This window comes from Rhodococcus sp. W8901, from assembly GCF_013348805.1.
GTDB lineage: Bacteria > Actinomycetota > Actinomycetes > Mycobacteriales > Mycobacteriaceae > Prescottella.
Window position 1 is genome coordinate 1,002,165 of the sequence record NZ_CP054690.1, and the last position, 17,852, is coordinate 1,020,016.

The 17,852-nt window shown below is 69.8% G+C and carries 19 protein-coding genes, 2 pseudogenes and 1 riboswitch; of the genes and pseudogenes, 15 read left to right on the forward strand and 6 right to left on the reverse strand.

From position 1 onward, the window contains the following. Window positions 1-69 precede the first annotated feature (69 nt). Window positions 70-1,250, forward strand: a pseudogene (locus tag HUN07_RS04730) (LLM class flavin-dependent oxidoreductase). Between the two features lie 56 nt (window positions 1,251-1,306). On the opposite strand, the gene HUN07_RS04735 reads toward HUN07_RS04730, so the two are convergent. Next, complete coding sequence (locus tag HUN07_RS04735) at window positions 1,307-1,936, reverse strand: class I SAM-dependent methyltransferase (RefSeq protein WP_174908235.1); 630 nt, start codon at window positions 1,934-1,936, stop codon at window positions 1,307-1,309. After that, entirely contained in the window at window positions 1,933-2,898 is a 966-nt protein-coding gene (locus HUN07_RS04740) for an NAD(P)/FAD-dependent oxidoreductase (RefSeq protein WP_217487207.1), read from the reverse strand. Before HUN07_RS04740 ends, HUN07_RS04735 begins: the two co-directional genes overlap by 4 nt. Window positions 2,899-3,004: 106 nt before the next feature. Between HUN07_RS04740 and HUN07_RS04745 the strand changes: the two genes are divergently transcribed. Next, a complete protein-coding gene (locus tag HUN07_RS04745; RefSeq protein WP_174914441.1) occupies window positions 3,005-3,607 on the forward strand; it encodes a helix-turn-helix domain-containing protein in 603 nt (200 codons plus the stop codon). A gap of 22 nt (window positions 3,608-3,629) precedes the next feature. Here HUN07_RS04745 and HUN07_RS27250 read toward each other — a convergent pair whose 3' ends face one another. Then, the gene (locus HUN07_RS27250; RefSeq protein ID WP_302675474.1) at window positions 3,630-3,761 is read right to left on the reverse strand and encodes a hypothetical protein; all 132 of its coding nucleotides are present in this window, start codon (window positions 3,759-3,761) and stop codon (window positions 3,630-3,632) included. Window positions 3,762-4,000: 239 nt separating this feature from the next. On the opposite strand from HUN07_RS27250, the gene HUN07_RS04750 reads away from it, so the two are divergent. Beyond that, the gene (locus HUN07_RS04750; RefSeq protein WP_174908239.1) at window positions 4,001-4,714 is read left to right on the forward strand and encodes a dienelactone hydrolase family protein; all 714 of its coding nucleotides are present in this window, start codon (window positions 4,001-4,003) and stop codon (window positions 4,712-4,714) included. Here HUN07_RS04750 and HUN07_RS04755 read toward each other — a convergent pair. After that, window positions 4,694-5,530: an ABC transporter gene (locus HUN07_RS04755; protein ID WP_174908241.1), complete on the reverse strand. Its 837-nt coding sequence runs from the start codon at window positions 5,528-5,530 to the stop codon at window positions 4,694-4,696. The genes HUN07_RS04750 and HUN07_RS04755 overlap by 21 nt on opposite strands. Before the next feature lie 71 nt (window positions 5,531-5,601). Beyond that, a complete protein-coding gene (locus HUN07_RS04760) occupies window positions 5,602-5,916 on the reverse strand; it encodes a DMT family transporter (RefSeq protein ID WP_174908243.1) in 315 nt (104 codons plus the stop codon). Window positions 5,917-5,931: 15 nt separating this feature from the next. Then, window positions 5,932-5,992, reverse strand: a riboswitch (guanidine-III (ykkC-III) riboswitch). 146 nt (window positions 5,993-6,138) lie between these two features. Between HUN07_RS04760 and HUN07_RS04765 the strand changes: the two genes are divergently transcribed. Further along, complete coding sequence (locus tag HUN07_RS04765) at window positions 6,139-6,831, forward strand: response regulator transcription factor (protein WP_174914442.1); 693 nt, start codon at window positions 6,139-6,141, stop codon at window positions 6,829-6,831. A gap of 8 nt (window positions 6,832-6,839) precedes the next feature. Next, on the forward strand, window positions 6,840-8,222 hold the full coding sequence (locus HUN07_RS04770) for a sensor histidine kinase (RefSeq protein ID WP_174908245.1): 1,383 nt from the start codon (window positions 6,840-6,842) through the stop codon (window positions 8,220-8,222). Between the two features lie 4 nt (window positions 8,223-8,226). Here HUN07_RS04770 and HUN07_RS04775 read toward each other — a convergent pair whose 3' ends face one another. Then, on the reverse strand, window positions 8,227-8,652 hold the full coding sequence (locus HUN07_RS04775; RefSeq protein ID WP_114720580.1) for an HIT family protein: 426 nt from the start codon (window positions 8,650-8,652) through the stop codon (window positions 8,227-8,229). A 184-nt stretch (window positions 8,653-8,836) separates the two neighbouring features. On the opposite strand from HUN07_RS04775, the gene HUN07_RS04780 reads away from it, so the two are divergent. The 10 genes and pseudogenes from HUN07_RS04780 (at window position 8,837) to HUN07_RS04825 (ending at window position 17,824) form a co-directional block, all read left to right on the forward strand. Further along, a complete protein-coding gene (locus tag HUN07_RS04780) occupies window positions 8,837-9,496 on the forward strand; it encodes a YdcF family protein (RefSeq protein ID WP_174908246.1) in 660 nt (219 codons plus the stop codon). Window positions 9,497-9,710: 214 nt separating this feature from the next. After that, window positions 9,711-10,310 carry a histidine phosphatase family protein gene (locus HUN07_RS04785; protein WP_114720585.1) on the forward strand — a complete coding sequence of 200 codons (600 nt, stop codon included), beginning with the start codon at window positions 9,711-9,713 and terminating at the stop codon, window positions 10,308-10,310. A gap of 108 nt (window positions 10,311-10,418) precedes the next feature. Beyond that, window positions 10,419-10,769 (forward strand): annotated as a pseudogene (locus HUN07_RS04790) (glycosyltransferase); the annotation flags it as partial. A gap of 168 nt (window positions 10,770-10,937) precedes the next feature. Further along, a complete protein-coding gene (locus tag HUN07_RS04795) occupies window positions 10,938-11,180 on the forward strand; it encodes a DUF2630 family protein (protein ID WP_174908248.1) in 243 nt (80 codons plus the stop codon). Window positions 11,181-11,310: 130 nt separating this feature from the next. Next, the gene (gene thpD / locus HUN07_RS04800; protein WP_174908250.1) at window positions 11,311-12,177 is read left to right on the forward strand and encodes an ectoine hydroxylase; all 867 of its coding nucleotides are present in this window, start codon (window positions 11,311-11,313) and stop codon (window positions 12,175-12,177) included. Between the two features lie 51 nt (window positions 12,178-12,228). Continuing rightward, complete coding sequence (purD, locus tag HUN07_RS04805; protein ID WP_174908251.1) at window positions 12,229-13,482, forward strand: phosphoribosylamine--glycine ligase; 1,254 nt, start codon at window positions 12,229-12,231, stop codon at window positions 13,480-13,482. Between the two features lie 303 nt (window positions 13,483-13,785). Continuing rightward, window positions 13,786-14,949 (forward strand): pyridoxal phosphate-dependent aminotransferase, encoded by a 1,164-nt coding sequence (locus HUN07_RS04810; protein ID WP_114720599.1) that lies wholly within the window; start codon window positions 13,786-13,788, stop codon window positions 14,947-14,949. 86 nt (window positions 14,950-15,035) lie between these two features. Continuing rightward, entirely contained in the window at window positions 15,036-15,647 is a 612-nt protein-coding gene (locus HUN07_RS04815) for a TetR/AcrR family transcriptional regulator (protein ID WP_114720602.1), read from the forward strand. Window positions 15,648-15,683: 36 nt separating this feature from the next. After that, window positions 15,684-17,105, forward strand: a complete 1,422-nt coding sequence (gene purB, locus HUN07_RS04820; RefSeq protein ID WP_114720605.1) for an adenylosuccinate lyase — start codon at window positions 15,684-15,686, stop codon at window positions 17,103-17,105. Further along, the gene (locus HUN07_RS04825) at window positions 17,102-17,824 is read left to right on the forward strand and encodes a dienelactone hydrolase family protein (RefSeq protein ID WP_174908253.1); all 723 of its coding nucleotides are present in this window, start codon (window positions 17,102-17,104) and stop codon (window positions 17,822-17,824) included. The genes purB and HUN07_RS04825 overlap by 4 nt, the downstream gene beginning before the upstream one ends. Window positions 17,825-17,852: the final 28 nt, after the last annotated feature.

Here is a 17,852-nt window from a genome sequence, read left to right on the forward strand (position 1 = left end):
CTTCCCGATCGCCGAGGTGATCGGGGCATTCGGCTCCCGCGTCATCCCGACACACGAAGGTATCTCGTCATGTCCGCTACGTCCTTGTCGTTCCATTGGTTCCTGCCCACCTCAGGCGACAGCCGCAAGATCGTCGGCGGTGGCCACGGCGCAGATCTGCGCTCGTCGGCCGGCGACCGGCCCGCGACGTTGGAGTATCTCGGCCAGATCGTGCGTTCGGCCGAACAACTCGGCTTCGAGGCGGCGTTGACCCCGACGGGCCTGCAGTGCGTGGATGCCTGGGTCACCACCGCAATGCTCGTTGCGACCACCGAGCGGCTCAAGTTCCTGGTCGCGTTCCGCCCCGATGCGCTCTCACCGACCCTCGCCGCGCAGATGGCGACGACCTATCAGCAGCATTCGCAGGGACGCCTGCTGGTCAACATCGTCACTGGCGGCGAGAGCGCCGAGCAGCGGGCCTTCGGTGACTTCCTCGACAAGGACGATCGCTACCGCCGCACCGACGAGTTCCTGTCGGTGGTCCGGCGCCTGTGGCGCGGCGAGCGAGTCGACTTCCACGGCAACCATATTCGGGTCGAGGGAGCCGAGCTCGAGCAACTGCCCGATCCGGCGCCGCAGGTGTACTTCGGTGGCTCCTCGGCGGCGGCGCTGCCGGTGGCGGGTGCGCACTCCGACGTGTACCTGACGTGGGGCGAGCCGCCGGCCGCGGTCGCGGCGAAGATCGCCCGCGTCCGGGCCGCCGCGGCGGAGCGCGGCCGCACCCTCCGGCTCGGTGTGCGCCTGCACGTGATCAGCCGCGACACCTCGGCGCAGGCCTGGGCGCAGGCGCAGCTGCTGCTGGACGACATGGACCCGGCCGACGTCGCCCGGGCGCAGGCCGGGATGGCGGCCAGTGAGTCCGAGGGTCAGCGCCTGATGCGGGAGTTGCACGGCGGGGCCACCTTCGGAGACGGAGACGCCCGCTCCCTCGAGATCTACCCGAACCTGTGGAGCGGTGTCGGCCTGGTCCGCGGCGGTGCCGGGACGGCCCTGGTCGGCAGCCACGCCGAGGTCGCCGCGCTCATCGAGGAGTACCGCGCCGCCGGGATCGACGAGTTCGTGCTCTCGGGTGCGCCGCACCTCGAGGAGGCGTACTGGTTCGGGAGGGCGTGCTCTCGCTCCTCGAACGCAAGGGGCTGTGGACACACCCCGCCTCCGCCACCGCTGTCCCGACCACGGTGCGGCGGCTGGCGGGGGTGTCGGCGTCGTAGGGCCGAGGCCGGAGCACAGGCGGTGGCCCGGTGCTCCGGCCAGGGCCAGGCCGGCGTCAGCGAAGGCGCTGCGCGCGGACGACGCTGTCGTGGATGGTGACCTCGTGGCCGTCGTGCTCGACGGTGCGCGACGTCGCGGCCGCGGTGACGATCTTCCATTCCTTCGGATCGAGCCGGGACACAACGTCTTCCGGCGTGAAGTACAGATCGGCGTGGCGTGGACGCTGCAGGTGGGTATCCAGATCCGACGGGTGATGTCCCACGATCAGCAGGGTGCCGCCCGGCGCGACGAAGTCGGCGAGGCGGTCGTACAGCGCCTCGCGCGGACCGCTGGGCAGGTGCACGTACTGCGACGTCACGAGGTCGTACCGGTCGGTGCCCGGATCCCATTCGAGCAGGTCGGCCTGCTGCCAGGTGATCCGGCCGGCGATGTCGTCGCCGGAGCTCGCTACGTGCTCGGCGGCGCGCTCGACCGCCACGATGGACAGGTCCAGGGCCTTCACCTGCCATCCGCGGCCGGCCAGCCAGATCGCGTCGGCGCCCTCGCCGCAGCCGACGTCGAGTGCCGTTCCGGGATCGAGGTCCGAAACCTCGTTCACGAGACCGCCGTTCGGGTTCCCGCTCCACACACGGTGGCTCGATCGGTAGCGCTCGTTCCAGAAATCCTCGTCGAACTGCACGGTCATGCGTCCACTCCCTTCGATTCGCTTGCGCGGTGTTCCGCGACGGCAAGCTGTGTGTCCTCGGCGATCAGATCGTTGTTGATGGCGACGGCGGCGATCGCGGCGCCCGCCGCGGCCCCGAGCACCTGCAGCTTGGCGTCGGCGACGTTGCCCGCGACCCAGACCCCGGGCACCTTCGTCAGTCCCGACCAGTCGCCCGGCACGAACTGGCCACCACTCATCGGCTCGACCTCGGTCTCGAGGCCCAGCGAGGTGAGCGCGTCGACGCGTGCCACGAACCGCGGCGCCACGACCAGCGCCCGACGGGCGACGACGGTGCCGTCGTCGAGACGGACCCCGGTGAGGCGTCCGTCGTCGGTCACCAGCGACTGCACGTGTCCGGGCACGACGCTGATGCCGCGCGCCGCGAGCTGCTCGTGCTCGTCGGCCGTCGGCTCGGGGCCGGTGTGCTGGAACAGGACGACGTCGTCGCTCCACTGCCGGAACATCAGCGCCTGGTGCACGGACATCGGTCCGGTCGCCAGCACGCCCACCGGCTGATCGGCGATCTCCCACCCGTGGCAGTACGGGCAGTGCAGCACGTGGTGCCCCCACAGTTCCCGCAGGCCCGGGACGTCCGGCAGCTCGTCGACCAGCCCGGTCGTCACCAGTACGCGTCGCGCCTGCACGGTCCGGCCGTCGGCGAGCGCCACGGTGAACCGGGACCCGTCGCGGCGGATGTCCGCGACGGTGCCGTCCACGATGTGCCCGCCGTAGCCGCGGACCTCTTCCCGGCCGATCCTCGCCAGCTCGGCGGGCGGGACGCCGTCCCGGGTCAGGAAACCGTGCACCCCCTCTGCCGGCGCGTTGCGCGGATCGCCCGCGTCGATCACCAGCACGCTCCGGCGGGACCGAGCCAGCATCAACGCCCCCTCGAGCCCGGCCGCGCCGCCCCCGACCACTACTACGTCGTATCCGTCCGACATCTGTTCGCTCATCGATACCTCCCTTGGTGCCACCACCATGCCGACCCTCGGCCGGATCGAGCAAGCTTTATTGCCGAAGTGGCAACTTCCGGGCAGTCTGGAGGGCATGGACGACGTCGAGGACATGGACCGGATTCTCGGGGCGGTGGGCCCGCGGTTGCGGGATCTACGGCAGCAGCGGGCGGTGACGCTGGCGGATCTGTCCGCGGACACCGGGATCTCGGTGAGCACGCTGTCGCGGCTCGAATCGGGTCAGCGCAAGCCGAACCTGGAACTGCTGTTGCCGCTGGCCAGGGCGTACGGGGTGCCGCTCGACGAGCTCGTCGGCGCACCACCGACCGGTGACCCGCGGATCCACATGCGTCCGGTCACCCGGGGGGACAAGACCATCGTGCCGCTCACCCGGCGACCGGGCGGAATCCAGGCGTACAAGCACGTCATGCCGGGCGTCACCGGCCGGCAGGAACCGGATCCGCGGGTGCACGAGGGCTACGAGTGGCTGTACGTCCTCAACGGGAAACTGCGACTGGTGCTCGGCGACCAGGACATCGTGATGCTCCCGGGCGAGGCGGCCGAGTTCGACACGCGCGTCCCGCACTGGTTCGGGGCCGCCGACACGAACCCCGTGGAGTTCCTGGGGCTCTTCGGGCGCCAGGGCGAACGCGCGCACATCCGGGCGCGTCCGGCGCGGGACGAAACGGGGGAGTGATCGAATTGGGAAGGGGCCGGGACTACTTGTCCTGATGGCCGGCGGGGGCGTCTCCGAACATTGCCGCGATGCGTGACTTGATCTCTTCGGTGCTGATGGATCCGGTGCTGATACCGCTCGCGGTGGTCTGGCGAGAGTTCGAGATGAGGTTCATCGACTGCTTCCGTGCCTTTCCAGGTACTTCCAATGCCGTCCGGTGCATTTCGCACCGGTATGACCGGCGGCGCCGCATCCGAGGTGGAGCAACTGCGCCAAGGCCAGGCTAGCGACGGAACGACCCCGCGGGAGGGCCTCGGCGAAGTGGTTACGCAACCGGAATGAAATGGCGGCAGCGGCGGTCGAATCGTTACGAATCCACCGTGTATCCGGGACCGAGGACCCTAGTCTCGGAGGATGTCCACGGTTTCGCTGCCCACACCGGACGGTCCGATCGACGCGGTGCTCGAGACACCCGGGCACGACGGACCGTGGCCCGGCGTGGTGGTCGTCCACGACGCGCTCGGGGTCGGCCGCGACGTCCGCGAGATCACTGCCCGTGTCGCCGCGCGCGGATACCTCGCGCTCGCCCCCGACCTGTATTCCCGTGGGGGTCGAACCCGATGTGTCACCCGGGTCTTCCGCGAGTTGATCCGGCGGCAGGGGCGCGCGGTGGACGACCTGCTCGCCGCGCGGGACCTGCTCGCCGCCCGACCCGACTGCACGGGACAGGTCGGCGCGGTCGGGTTCTGCATGGGCGGTGGGTTCGCACTCGTGCTCGCGCCCAAGGGGTTTGCGGCCTCCGCGCCGTTCTACGGGCCGCTGCCTCGGCACCTCGAGGAGGCCCTCGGCGGGACGTGCCCGATCGTCGGAAGCTACGGCGCACGGGACCCGATCCTGCACGGTGCCGGACGCAGACTCGACGCGGCCCTCACCGGCTTGGGCGTCGCGCACGATGTCGAAACGTATTCCGGGGTGGGACACAGCTTCGCCAACCGCATCGTCTCGGGTCGGGCGAACACGCTCGCGCGGATCGCCGGGATGGGGTACGACCACGAGACGGCCGAGGACGCGTGGCGTCGGGTGTTCGCGTTCTTCGACGCGCACCTGTCAGGCGGGTCCGAGGGTTAGGTCGGGTCCGCGGCCGCCCTTGAGCCAACGTCCGGGCAGGCGTCCGGCGAGGTCGCCGAGCGGTCCGACCGCGGCACTGAGCACCCCCACGGTCTCCTGGAGCAGATCGATGCTCGCGCTCATCCGCTGCAGGTTCGGGGCCAGCGCCGTGAGTGTCTCCGACAGCGCGACGATCTGGTCGAGCGGACCGCCCTCCGCGATGAGTCGCTCGAAGGCGCCGTCCTCCGCGAGCAGCGTCTCGAGGATGCCGTCCTCGGCCAGCGCGCGGTCGACGATCCCGTCCTTCTTCGTGAGCCGTTCGACCGCGCCGTCCTGCGCGGTGAGCCGCTCGAGCGGGCCGTCCTCGGCGGTGAGCCGGTCGAGCAGACCGCCCGGTGCGAGCAGGCGTTCGAGCGGGCCGTCCTCGGACAGCACGCGGTCGAGCGGGCCGTCCTCCGACGTCACGCGGTCGAGCGGACCACCCGGTGCCAGCACGCGATCGAGCGCTCCGCCGGGCTCGAACAGCCGCTCGAGGGTGCCGCCGTCGGACGTGAGCCGGTCGACGACCCCGCCCGGCGCCAGCAGTCGATCGAGCGGACCGCCGGGATGCAGTGCCTGGCCCAGCGGGCGGTCGTCGGAGGCCAACGCCGCCAACTGCTGCACCAGCTGCAGCGGTCCGCGAGGATTGGCGAGTGTTGCCGCGCTGACGCTGGTGACGGTGGTGCTGGACAGCGCCAGCCGGGTCGTGGCCAGCGCCGTCTCGGCGACCTCGAGCGCCGCGTCCGTGATGGCGAGGCCGGCACGGACCGGGAACGTGATCGCTGACACCAGGTTCATCCGATTACTGTAACCCCCGCCACACAGTCAAACGGGGTGTTCGGTACGCGGGGCGCGGGTCCGTCGGGCGGTCAGTGCAGGACCTTCAGGCCGACGACGCAGCCGACGATGCCGAGGATCAGCAGGACCTTGACGAACGAGGCGCTCTCGTCCCCGCTGAGCATCGCGTAGGCGACGGTCAGGGATGCGCCGATGCCCACCCAGACCGCATACGCGGTACCGGTGGGCAGGGTGCGCATCGCGTAGGCGAGTCCGGCCATGCTGAGCGCGATGCCGACGGCGAACACGATCGAGGGGGCGAGGCGGGTGAAGCCTGCGGACTTGCCGAGGGCGGTCGCCCACACGGCTTCGAGAACGCCGGAAATTACGAGAACGATCCAGGCCATGGTGTTTCAACTCTCCAAACACCGTCTTGTCGCTGGCCGGGTACGGTGTGCTCGTCCGGGTGTCGTCTGACCGGTACCAAGGTACCGAATTCGCGCACCGATTCCGAGTTCGGTGGCCGCTCTCACCACCCGTTCAGGCGCTCGCCGGGCATTCACAGGAATCTCGCAGGGAACGTCCAGCATGCGACCAGACATGTGGGGGAGTCTGGAGCTGTGAGTGAGATGTCGCAGGTCCGGGTGCTGATCGTCGACGACGAGCCGTCGCTCGTCGAACTGCTGTCCGTCAGCCTCCGCTTCCAGGGGTTCGAGGTGGAGACCGCGTCCAACGGGGCCGAGGGCCTCGACAAGGCGCGCATCTTCCGACCCGACGCGCTGATCCTCGACGTCATGATGCCCGGCATGGACGGGTTCGGGATGCTGCGCCGCCTGCGGGCGGACGGCATCGACGCGCCGGTGCTGTTCCTGACCGCCCGGGACGCCGTCGAGGACAAGGTCACCGGATTGACGATCGGCGCCGACGACTACGTCACCAAGCCGTTCAGTCTGGAGGAGGTCGTGGCCCGGCTGCGGGTGATCCTGCGGCGCTCCGGTCACGGCGACCAGGACAAGCAGCCCGCCCGGGTCCGGTTCGCGGACATCGAACTCGACGACGACACCCACGAGGTGTGGAAGGCGGGCGACCAGGTCTCGTTGTCGCCCACCGAGTTCACGCTGCTGCGCTACTTCATGGTCAATGCGGGCACGGTGCTGAGCAAGCCACGGATCCTCGACCACGTCTGGAACTACGACTTCGGCGGCGAGGTGGGCGTGGTGGAGTCCTACGTCTCGTACCTGCGCCGCAAGGTCGACACCACCGAGCCGCGCCTGATCCATACCCTGCGCGGCGTCGGCTACGTGATGCGCGAACCTCGGTAGGCGGACGGATGAGGCGCCTGCGCGCGTTACCGCTGCGGATCACCCTGGTCGCGGCGCTGCTGCTGTTGGCCGCGGCCGGGCTGCTCGCCTCCGGTGTCGCGGTGACCTCCGCGATGGAGAGTTCGCTGATCGCCCGCACGGACCGGCAGTTGTTCGACGCGGCGCACGGGTGGGCGAAGCCGCGGGACTCGCGCCCCGGTCCACCAGTCGCCGAGCCAGGACCGAATCGGCCGCCCAGCCCGTTCTACGTCCGCGTCACCGCCCCGGACGGCACGGTCCACCTCGAAGTGAACGACGAGAGCACCAACGCGACACCACAACTCGTCACCGACCCCGGACCGGTGACCGTCGGATCCGCCGGTGGTGGCGACATCCGGTGGCGGGAGATGACGGTCACCACCCCCTCCGGGACGACGACGGTGGCGATCAAGCTCACCGACATCGACGAGACCGTGGACCGGTTGGTGGTGCTGCAACTCGGAATCGGCATCGTGGTTCTGGCGGTACTCGGATTCGCGGGGTACTTCGTGGTGCGTCGCAGCCTGCGACCGCTGCAGGAGGTGGAGGAGACGGCGGCCGATATCGCCGCGGGCGATCTGCACCGACGGGTGCCGGAGCGGGACCAGAGCACCGAGGTGGGTCGGCTGTCTTCGGCGCTCAACGGGATGCTCGCGCAGATCCAGTCGGCGTTCGCCGCGACGGAGGCATCGGAGGAATCGGCGCGTCGGTCCGAGGAACGGATGCGGAGGTTCGTCGCCGACGCCAGCCACGAACTGCGCACGCCGCTGGCCACGATCCGGGGCTTCGCCGAGTTGTACCGTCAGGGCGCGTCGACGGATGCCGAGATGGTTCTGAGCCGGATCGAGAGCCAGGCCACCCGGATGGGTCTGCTGGTCGAGGATCTGTTGATGCTGGCGCGGATGGATGCGCAGCGACCGTTCGAGCGGCATCCGGTGGACCTGCTGACGGTCGCGGCCGACGCCGTCCACGACGCGCGCGCGCTCGCGCCCCGGCGGCGGATCACGTTGGAGGTCTTGCCCGGTTCGGAACCCGCCCAGGTGATGGGCGACGACGCCCGACTGCGGCAGGTGCTCGGCAATCTGATGGGAAACGCGCTCGAGCACACCCCCGGCGCGGCGTCGGTGACGGTGCGCGTCGGCACCGACGGCACCGACGCGGTCCTCGAGGTGTCCGACACCGGACCCGGCCTCGGTGACGAGGACGCGGCCCGGGTGTTCGAGCGGTTCTACCGCGCCGACGAGTCCCGGACTCGGGCGAGCGGCGGCAGCGGACTGGGGCTGTCGATCGTCGCCGCGCACGACGGCACGGTCACCGTCGACAGCGCACCCGGGAAGGGTGCGACCTTCCGGGTGCGGCTGCCGAGAGGCTGACCGGTCAGGCCGGGACGTTCTCGGCGTGGCCGAGGTCGCGCAGCGCGGCCTTGATCTTGGTGGCGGCCTCGTCCATGGACTCGGGCGACGGGTCGGTGTCGGCGCCACTGATGTCGAAGTTCCCCATGGTGTACGCGGGAAAGACGTGCATGTGCAGGTGCGGAACCTCGAGGCCCGCGATCAGGAAGCCGGCGCGGGGCGCGTCGAACGCCTTGCGGACCGCCTTCGCGATCGTGCGGGAGACGGTGGTGCACTTGGTGAACAATTCGTCGTCGACGTCCTGCCACTGGTCGACCTCCTTGCGGGGGACGACGAGGGTGTGGCCCTGGGTGACGGGCGCGATGGTCAGGAACGCGACCACGTCCTCGTCCTCCCACACGAAACGACCCGGCAGATCTCCGGCGATGATGGCGCTGAACACAGAAGGCATATGGCGAGGATAGGTCCCGGCCGTGGCCTCCGGTACTCGGACCGCGATCGCGGCCGCGCACCCGGGCGTGCCCGCCGGCGACCCGGGGAAAATCACGGTTCGTGATGTGCGAGCGCATTGCGTGGGTCACACTGTAATCCGTCTTTCACATCTCGGTCGGGGGACCGTTACGCCAAGGAGCGTCATGTCCGTCCGTTCGTTACGCCCCCGCCGGATCCTCGTTTCGGCCGTCATCGCGGCGGCCGCCGCCGGACTCGCGCTGCCCGGCCAGGCCGGTGCCGAGTCCTCGCTCGGCATCGTCAATGCGGTGTCGCCCACCACGCTCGTCAACGGTGCGCTCTCCGTCGTCGGCGGATGCCAGACGCCGGTCCGGGACCTCATTGTCAGCTGCACCCGGCTCGAGACGCTGACCACGCAGGTCCCGGTGATGCTGGCGATCAATCCGTTCACCACGAACATCGTCGTGCTCGGCGCCGGACTGTTCCCGGACGGCACTATGCGGCCGGTGCTCGAATCCCGTCTGCGGGCGGCCCTCCAACTGGCGCAACAGTATCCGCTCGCGCCGATCATCGTCAGCGGCGGCGTGCCGCAGTCGGGTGTCACCGAGGCGCAGGCGATGCGTCAGTGGCTCGTCGCGAACGGGGTCGTGCCGTTCCGGATCACGGAGGAGAACACATCCCGCTCCACCGTCGAGAACGCGGCCAACACCAACGTGATCCTGCAGCAGCGCGGGGCGGTCGGCGCGGTGGTCGTGACCAGCCCCGACCACTTGCAGCGGGCCATGGTCGACTTCCGGGTCGCGGTGGCCGGCCGCATTCCGATCGCGGGCGTCGTCGCACCGTAGGCGGAGTTCCCCGGAGGTTCGTGGCCGCTTCGCGCAGGCTTCCGTGAAATGTTGACACCCATCACGCGCTGAGCCACTATGTGCACCGAGCGATCGATCGGTCGGCTCGGTGGTGAGGATGGAAGAGGATCGCTTTATGGCGCCGTCGGCGCGTGCTCGGCAGGCTCCGGATGCTCGCGACAAAACTGTCATCGACCGTCCGGAAGGGTGAAACATGCAGCTGCTCATCGTGAGACATGCTCTGCCGGAACGCATCACGGTTGCGGAGGGGCCTGCTGATCCCGGGCTCGCCGAGCTCGGACATCGGCAGGCGGGCCGCCTGCCGCAGGCACTTGCCGAGTACGACATCGCACGGATCGTCACGAGTCCGCAACGTCGGGCACGGGAGACTGCCGCGCCGATCGTCGAGGCGACGGGGCTGACACCCGAGGTCGACGAGGAACTGGCCGAGTACGACTCCCAGATGGACCACTACATCCCGATCCACGAGGCGCGGGACAGGGCTCCGGAGGTGTTCGAGCGGATCCGCGGCGGTCTGCTGCCCGAGTTCGTCGACGAGGACGCCTTCCGGGGCCGGGTGGTCGGTGCGATCGAGCGGGTGGTGGCGGGCTCGCGGCACGAGGACACCGTGGCCGTCGTCGCGCACGGTGGCGTGACGAACGTCTTCCTGCAGCAGGTTCTCGGGCTGCCTCGGCCGTTGACCTTTCCGCTGGACTACACGTCGATCACGCGGGTGCTCGTTTCGCGCAACGGCAATCGACGTGTGGCCTCGGTCAACGAAACCGGACACGTGCGGGACCTGCTGCACCACTGACGGCCGTCCCCGGCACGACCGCCCGCCGTCGCTGTCGGGGTCCGATTGGCAGGTACCTCACAGCTGGGCTCCCGCCGGGCCGCAGGCGCGAGCGCCAACCTGGGCTCCATGACGACCGAACCCCAGCCCTCGGTTGACGTGCAGCGGCCCGAGGCGGTGACGACTGCGCCGGCCCTCGACGTAGTGGAGCCGGTGTACAACGAGCAGCAGTCACTCGAGGGATGCGTGCGGCGCCTGCGCGCCTACCTGTCCACCGAGGTGCCCTTCACCGCGCGAATCACGATCGCGGACAACGCCAGCACCGACCGCACCCTGGAGATCGCGCGGACACTCGCCGACGAGTTCGGCGACGTCCGGGTGGTGCACCTCGCCGAGAAGGGCCGCGGTCGCGCGCTGCGCACCGTGTGGAGCGGCTCCGACGCCCGCGTCCTCGTCTACATGGATGTGGACCTGTCCACGGGACGGTATGGGCGGCGGTCGCGACGGCGTGGGCACGGCGTCGCAGATCTCCGAATGGGTGCAGGCGAACTTCACCGCGACCACCGTCGACGGGATCACGATCTACGACCTGACGCGGTAACCGGACAGCGCTGCCGATCCGGTTTACCCTGAGGTGGGAGGCACACCATGTCCGAGCACGACATCATCGAGAGCATCGACGAACTCGTCCGTGAGGAAAGGGAATTGCGCTCACGGGCCGAGAGGCAAGGGCTCTCGGACGAGGAGAGTGCCCGCCTGACATTCCTCGAGCAGCGGCTCGACCAGTGCTGGGACCTGCTCCGGCAGCGCCGTGCCAAGGTCGAATTCGGCGAGGATGCAGCGCGGGTCGCTCCGCGACCGGTCGACGAGGTCGAGTCCTACCGTCAGTAATCGGCCGGTCGGGATTGTCCGATCGATGAAAGCGGCTGCGCACCAGGATTTCCGGTGCGCAGTCGCAGTGCGCGGCGGTGTGCCTGCCGGTACGGAACGAAGAATCGAACTGCTTGGTGGTGATTGCCATATGACTTTGGTGGAAGACGTGTACACGACCCGGGTTTCGGATGAGCCGCAGGTGATCGGCCGCCCGGATCCGGTGTTCTGGGGCGATCCCATCACCGCGGAGTATGCGGATTTCGACCGACGCGGATATCTGCAACGGGAGAACGTGATCGGCGACGCGGACGTCGGGGCCTGCCTCGCGGAGATCGACCGGATCCAGCACGATTCGACGTTGCGGGATGACGAACGCATCGTCCGCGAGGACGGCTCCGATGCGGTGCGCTCGATCTTCGACATTCTCGAACTCAGCGATGCCGTTCGTCGGGTCGTCGAGTTGTCCGGCGCGTACGACATCGCGCGCGACGTTCTCGGCTCGGACGTCTACGTCCACCAGAGCCGGCTCAACTACAAGCCGGGATTCCAGGGCGGCGCGTTCTACTGGCACTCGGATTTCGAGACCTGGCACGCGGAGGACGGCATGCCCCGTCCGCGCGCGGTGAGCGCCTCGATCGCGCTCACCGGAAACACCGAGTACAACGGCCCGCTGATGATCATGCCCGGCACCCAGCGGTCCTTCGTGCAGTGCTCGGGGGCCACACCGGACGACTTCTATCGCGAGTCGCTCGTGACCACGACGCCCAGGATCGGGGTGCCGTCGGAGCGCGTCATCACCGACATGTGGCAGCGGCACGGCATCGAGGTGCTGACCGGCGGCGCCGGTTCGATGACGATGTTCGACTGCAACGCCCTGCACGCGTCCGGTGGGAACATCTCGCCGATGCCGCGGGCCAACGTGTTCGTCGTGTTCAACAGCGTCGAGAACGTCGTGCAGGCGCCCTACTCGGGTTCGGCACCGCGGCCCTCGTTCCTGGCGAAGCGCCCCCGCTGACGAGGGTGGGGGTGGTCGAGGCGTCGGCGTCCGGCCCGTAGTCTGAGACCCGTGCGCGTACTCGTGATCGGCTCCGGAGCCCGTGAACATGCCCTCCTGTTGGCCCTCGCCCGTGACCCGGGCGTCGACAAGCTGATGTGTGCCCCCGGCAATGCCGGCATCGCCCGCATCGCCGAGACACATGGGGTCGACGTCGCGTCCGGTGACGCCGTCGTCGAGCTCGCGAAGTCGCAGGCCGCCGACCTGGTCGTCATCGGCCCCGAGGTGCCGCTGGTGCTCGGTGTCGCCGACGCCGTCCGCGCCGCGGGGATCGCTTGCTTCGGCCCGTCCGCCGAGGCCGCCCGCATCGAGGGCTCCAAGGCGTTCGCCAAGGACGTCATGGCCGCCGCCGGTGTCCGCACCGCGCACAGCGAGGTCGTCGACACCCCGGCCGATCTCGACGCCGCCCTCGATCGCTTCGGCCCCAACTGGGTCGTCAAGGACGACGGACTGGCCGCCGGCAAGGGCGTCGTCGTCACCACCGACCGCAGCGCCGCGCGCGACCACGCCGCCGAGTGCCTCGAGATCGGGCACCCCGTGCTGCTCGAGTCGTTCCTCGACGGCCCCGAGGTGTCCCTGTTCTGCCTGGTCGACGGCGAGACCGTGGTCCCGCTGCTGCCCGCGCAGGACCACAAGCGCGTCGGCGACGGTGACACCGGCCCCAACACCGGCGGCATGGGCGCCTACACGCCGCTGCCGTGGCTGCCCGCCGAGGCCGTCACCCAGATCGTCGACGACGTCGTCAAGCCGGTCGCGGTGGAGATGGCGAAGCGTGGTTGCCCGTTCACCGGCCTGCTGTACGCGGGTCTGGCCATGGGCAAGAACGGCCCGGCCGTCGTCGAATTCAACTGCCGCTTCGGCGACCCTGAGACCCAGGCCGTGCTGGCGCTGCTCGAGTCGCCGCTCGGCGAGGTGCTGAACGCCGCCGCGACCGGCACCCTCGCGTCGGTCCCGCCGCTGCAGTGGCGCGATGGCTCCGCGGTCACCGTCGTCCTGGCCGCCGAGAACTACCCGGCCACCCCGCGCACCGGTGACGTCATCACCGGGTCCGACGCCGAGCGCGTCCTGCACGCCGGTACCGCCGCCCGTGAGGACGGCGCGATCGTCTCCGCCGGTGGGCGCGTCCTGAGCGTCGTCGGCGTCGGCGCCGATCTGACCGAGGCCCGGGAGGATGCGTACGCACGCCTGTCCGAGGTCAAGCTGCCCGGCGGCCACTTCCGCACCGACATCGGCCTCGCCGCCGTCGAGGGTCGCATCTCGATCTGACGATCGGCCGTACGGCGGTCGTCTGGCCCGCCGCTCTCTTCCTTGTCGTGCCGCGCCCCCGAATGGGGGATCGGCACGACTGTTTCTGGCGCGGCAGCGGGGCCTCCGCCGGTGCGCGGCGGGGCCTGTTCACCCATCCGATCAGCAGCCCTGGTCTCGGAAGATGTACGGGGGAACCCCGGCGGCCTCACCGCGCACAGTCCGATCGCCGCGAGCCGCCGCGTCCTGCTCGACGACTGACCTCGCGACGTCGAATTCCGGTACCTCGTTGCACAAGTTCGGGCCGTTGCTAGCGTCGAAGATGTGCGTACCGAATCCCAGCGATCGTCCATCCCCGCCTTCCACGTCATGGACGTGTGGAAGGCCGCCACCGAGCGGCAGCGCACGCACGGCGATGTGCTCACGCTCGCGGCCGGTCAGCCGTCGACGCCGGCCCCGCAGCCGGTACTGCGCGCCGCGCGGGAATCGCTGGACAACCACCTGCTCGGGTACACCGAGACGTTCGGCATCGAGCCGCTGCGCGAGGCCATCGCGGGATACCACAGCAGCCGGTCCGGGATCTCCGTCGACGCCGACGACGTCGTGGTCACCACCGGTTCGTCGGGCGCGTTCACGCTGCTGTTCCTCGCGGCGTTCGACGCCGGCGACACCGTCGTCGTCGCCCGGCCCGGCTACCCCGCGTACCGCAACACGCTGACAGCGTTGGGCTGCAACGTGATCGAGATCGACTGCGGACCCGAGACCCGGTTCCAGCCGACCGTCGCGATGCTCGAGCAGATGGACACCCCGCCCGCCGGGCTGATCGTCGCGAGCCCCGCGAACCCCACCGGCACCGTCATCGACCCTGCCGAGTTGGCCGCGCTGGCCCGCTGGTGCGAGGAGCACGACACGCTGCTGATCTCCGACGAGATCTATCACGGGATTGGGTTCGGAGCGCAGGTCACGGCATCGGCGTGGGAGACGTCGCGGCAGGCCGTGGTGATCGGGTCGGTGTCGAAGTATTTCTCGATGACGGGCTGGCGTCTGGGTTGGATGCTGGTGCCCGAGAGCCTGCGCCGTCCACTGCAGCGGCTCGCGTCGAACATGACGGTGTGCCCGCCGGCGATCTCGCAGTACGCGGCCGTCGCGGCGTTCACCGACGAGGCGCGTGCCGAGCTCGACGGTCACGTGCAGCGGTATGCGGTGAACCGGGAGCTGCTGCTGACCGGGCTACCCGAGCTGGGGCTCACCGAGCTGGCGCCCGCCGATGGTGCGTTCTACGTGTACGCGGACATCGCGCACCTCACCGACGACTCGACGTCGTGGTGCGCGCGGCTGCTGGCAGACACGGGTCTCGCGCTGGCGCCGGGCATCGACTTCGACACCGTGCACGGCGACCACACGGTGCGGTTGTCGTTCGCGGGTTCCACCGCGGAGATCCGGGACGCGCTGGCCCGGCTCGAGCGGTGGCTGCCCGCGCCGAAGTAGGACCGAGATAGGTCGAGAAGGGTCACTGCCTGCGCTGTTTGGTCGAATTCACTCGGGCGTGTCGCCGTGGCTGGCACGATGGAGGGATGACGTCCGCGGCGACCCCGAAGGGTGAGAGGCGCCGTCAGGCGCTCGTCACCGCCGCGGCCGACCTGCTCCTCGAGGGCGGCTTCGACGCGGTCCGGCACCGTGCGGTGGCCTCCCGTGCGGGTCTGCCGCTCGCGTCCACCACCTACTACTTCGGCTCGCTCGACGAGCTGGTGGCCCTCGCCGTCGAACACAACGGCAACCGGGAACTGGACGCGATGCGCGAACGCATCGACGACGTCACGCAGCGGCGGCGCGGCGTCGAGGCGACGGTCGATCTGATCGTCGACCTACTGATCGGTCCCGACGAGGTCGGCGACGGTGCCCGGGAACGGCTGATCGCACGGTACGAGCGGTTCGTGGCGTCGGCGCGACATCCCGAGCTGCGGGACGTGCAGCTGCGGCTGCGGGCGCAAACCGACGACCTTCTCGCCGAGGTGCTGCGCCGGTCCGGCCGCGTCGTGCGCGAGCCGCAGCTGCGTCGCCTGGTCGCCGTGGTGGACGGGGTGGTCGTGGGCGCGCTCAGCGAGGTGGACCCCGATCCGCGGGGGATGGCGCGCGCGATGCTGCTCGACCTGATCGACGAGTTCGCTCCTCCGAGCACGCACTGACGAGGGGCTTGGGGTCTCGCCGTAAACTGGGATCTCGTGAGCCGCATCCCGAATGTCCTTGCCAACCGTTACGCCAGCCCCGAGCTGAAGGCGCTGTGGTCGCCGGAGTACAAGATCGTGCTCGAGCGTCAGCTGTGGTTGGCGGTGCTGCGGGCGCAGGCCGAGCTGGGGATCGACGTTCCCGCCGAGGCGCTCGCCGACTACGAGCGGGTGCTCGAGAGCGTCGACCTGGACTCCATCGCCGACCGTGAGCGCGTCACCCGCCACGATGTGAAGGCCCGCATCGAGGAGTTCAACGCCCTCGCCGGCCACGAGCACGTGCACAAGGGCATGACCAGCCGCGACCTCACCGAGAACGTCGAGCAGCTGCAGGTGCTCCGCTCGCTCGAGCACGTGTACAACCACGGTGTCGCGATCGCCGCCCGCCTGGGCGAGCGGGCCGCCGAGTACACCGGTTTCGTGATGGCCGGACGCTCCCACAACGTCGCCGCGCAGGCCACCACGCTGGGCAAGCGTTTCGCATCGGCCGCCGACGAGCTGCTGGTGGGTCTCACCCGGCTGCGTGAGCTCATCGACCGCTACCCGCTGCGCGGCATCAAGGGCCCGATGGGCACCGCGCAGGACATGCTGGACCTGCTCGACGGCGACGCCGCCAAGCTCGAGCAGCTCGAGAAGAAGGTCGCCGAGCACCTCGGCTTCGCGCACGTGTTCACCAGCGTCGGCCAGGTGTACCCGCGCTCGCTGGACCACGACGTGCTGTCCGCGCTGGTCCAGGTGGGTGCCGCGTCGTCGTCGTTCGCGCACACCATTCGCCTGATGGCCGGCCACGAGCTGGTCACCGAGGGCTTCCAGCCCGGCCAGGTGGGCTCGTCCGCGATGCCGCACAAGATGAACACCCGCTCGTGCGAGCGGGTCAACGGCCTGCAGGTGGTCCTGCGCGGCTACGCGTCGATGGCGTCCGAGCTGGCGGGTGCGCAGTGGAACGAGGGCGACGTGTTCTGCTCCGTCGTCCGCCGTGTCGCGCTGCCGGACGCGTTCTTCGCGATCGACGGCCAGATGGAGACCTTCCTGACGGTGCTCGCCGAGTTCGGTGCGTACCCGGCCGTCATCGAGAAGGAGCTCACCCGCTACCTGCCGTTCCTGGCGACCACCAAGGTCCTCATGGCCGCGGTCCGCGCCGGTGTCGGACGCGAGACCGCGCACGAGGTCATCAAGGAGCACGCCGTCGCCGTCGCGCTCGCGATGCGCGAGCAGGGCAAGGAGCCGGATCTGCTGGATCGTCTGGCCGCCGACGACCGGCTGCCGCTCGACCGCGCCGCGCTCGACGAGGCCCTCGCCGACAAGTCCGCGTTCATCGGTGCCGCCGGCGCGCAGGTCGACTCCGTGGTCGCCGAGGTGCAGAAGCTGGTCGACGCCAACCCGGATGCTGCGCGCTACGCGCCGGGCGCCATTCTGTGACAACGGGTTCCACGGTGAGGTCACGGACCGTCACGGTCGGTGACCTCACCGCGCACCTCGCGCAGCCCGACGGCGGCAGCGATACCGTCATGCTGCTGCTGCCGATGATCAACGGCGTCGATGCGCAGGTGCGCGATTACGCCGCCGACATCGCCGCGGCGGGGATCACCGCACTGGTGTGGGATCCCTGGCACGGACCGAGCCTGGATGACACCCCGAAGGAGCGCCTCTTCGAGCTCATGGGGCAGCTCGACGACGAGGAATGCCTGTCGGAGATGGGCGCTCTGCTCGACTACGCCCGAGGTGAGCTGGGCGCACGGCGCGTCGGAGTCATCGGCTGGTGTCTGGGCGGCCGGTTCTCGCTGCTGCTCGGCGCGCGTGACCGTGAACTCGCGAATGTCGTTGCCTACCATCCGTCGATCTGGGATCCGGCCGCGGCGAACCACGCGCTCGACACGGTGGCGCTGGCTCCGGCGATCGCCGCACCGGTCATGGTGCTGCACGCCGGCGCCGACACGATCCTGTCGGCCGGAACTTTCGGGGCCTTGCAGTCGGCGCTGCAGTCCCGCGACAGCGGCGCGACGATCGTGCACGCGTATCCGGGTGCCGCGCACGGCTTCAGTGCCCGTGCGCGCCAAGACGATCCGGTGAACAAGGCCGCGTGGGACATCTCCTGGCCGCAGGTGCTCGCCTTCGCTTCCGCATCGATGGCCCGGTAGCGGTCGGGACGTCTGCACCACGCCAGGC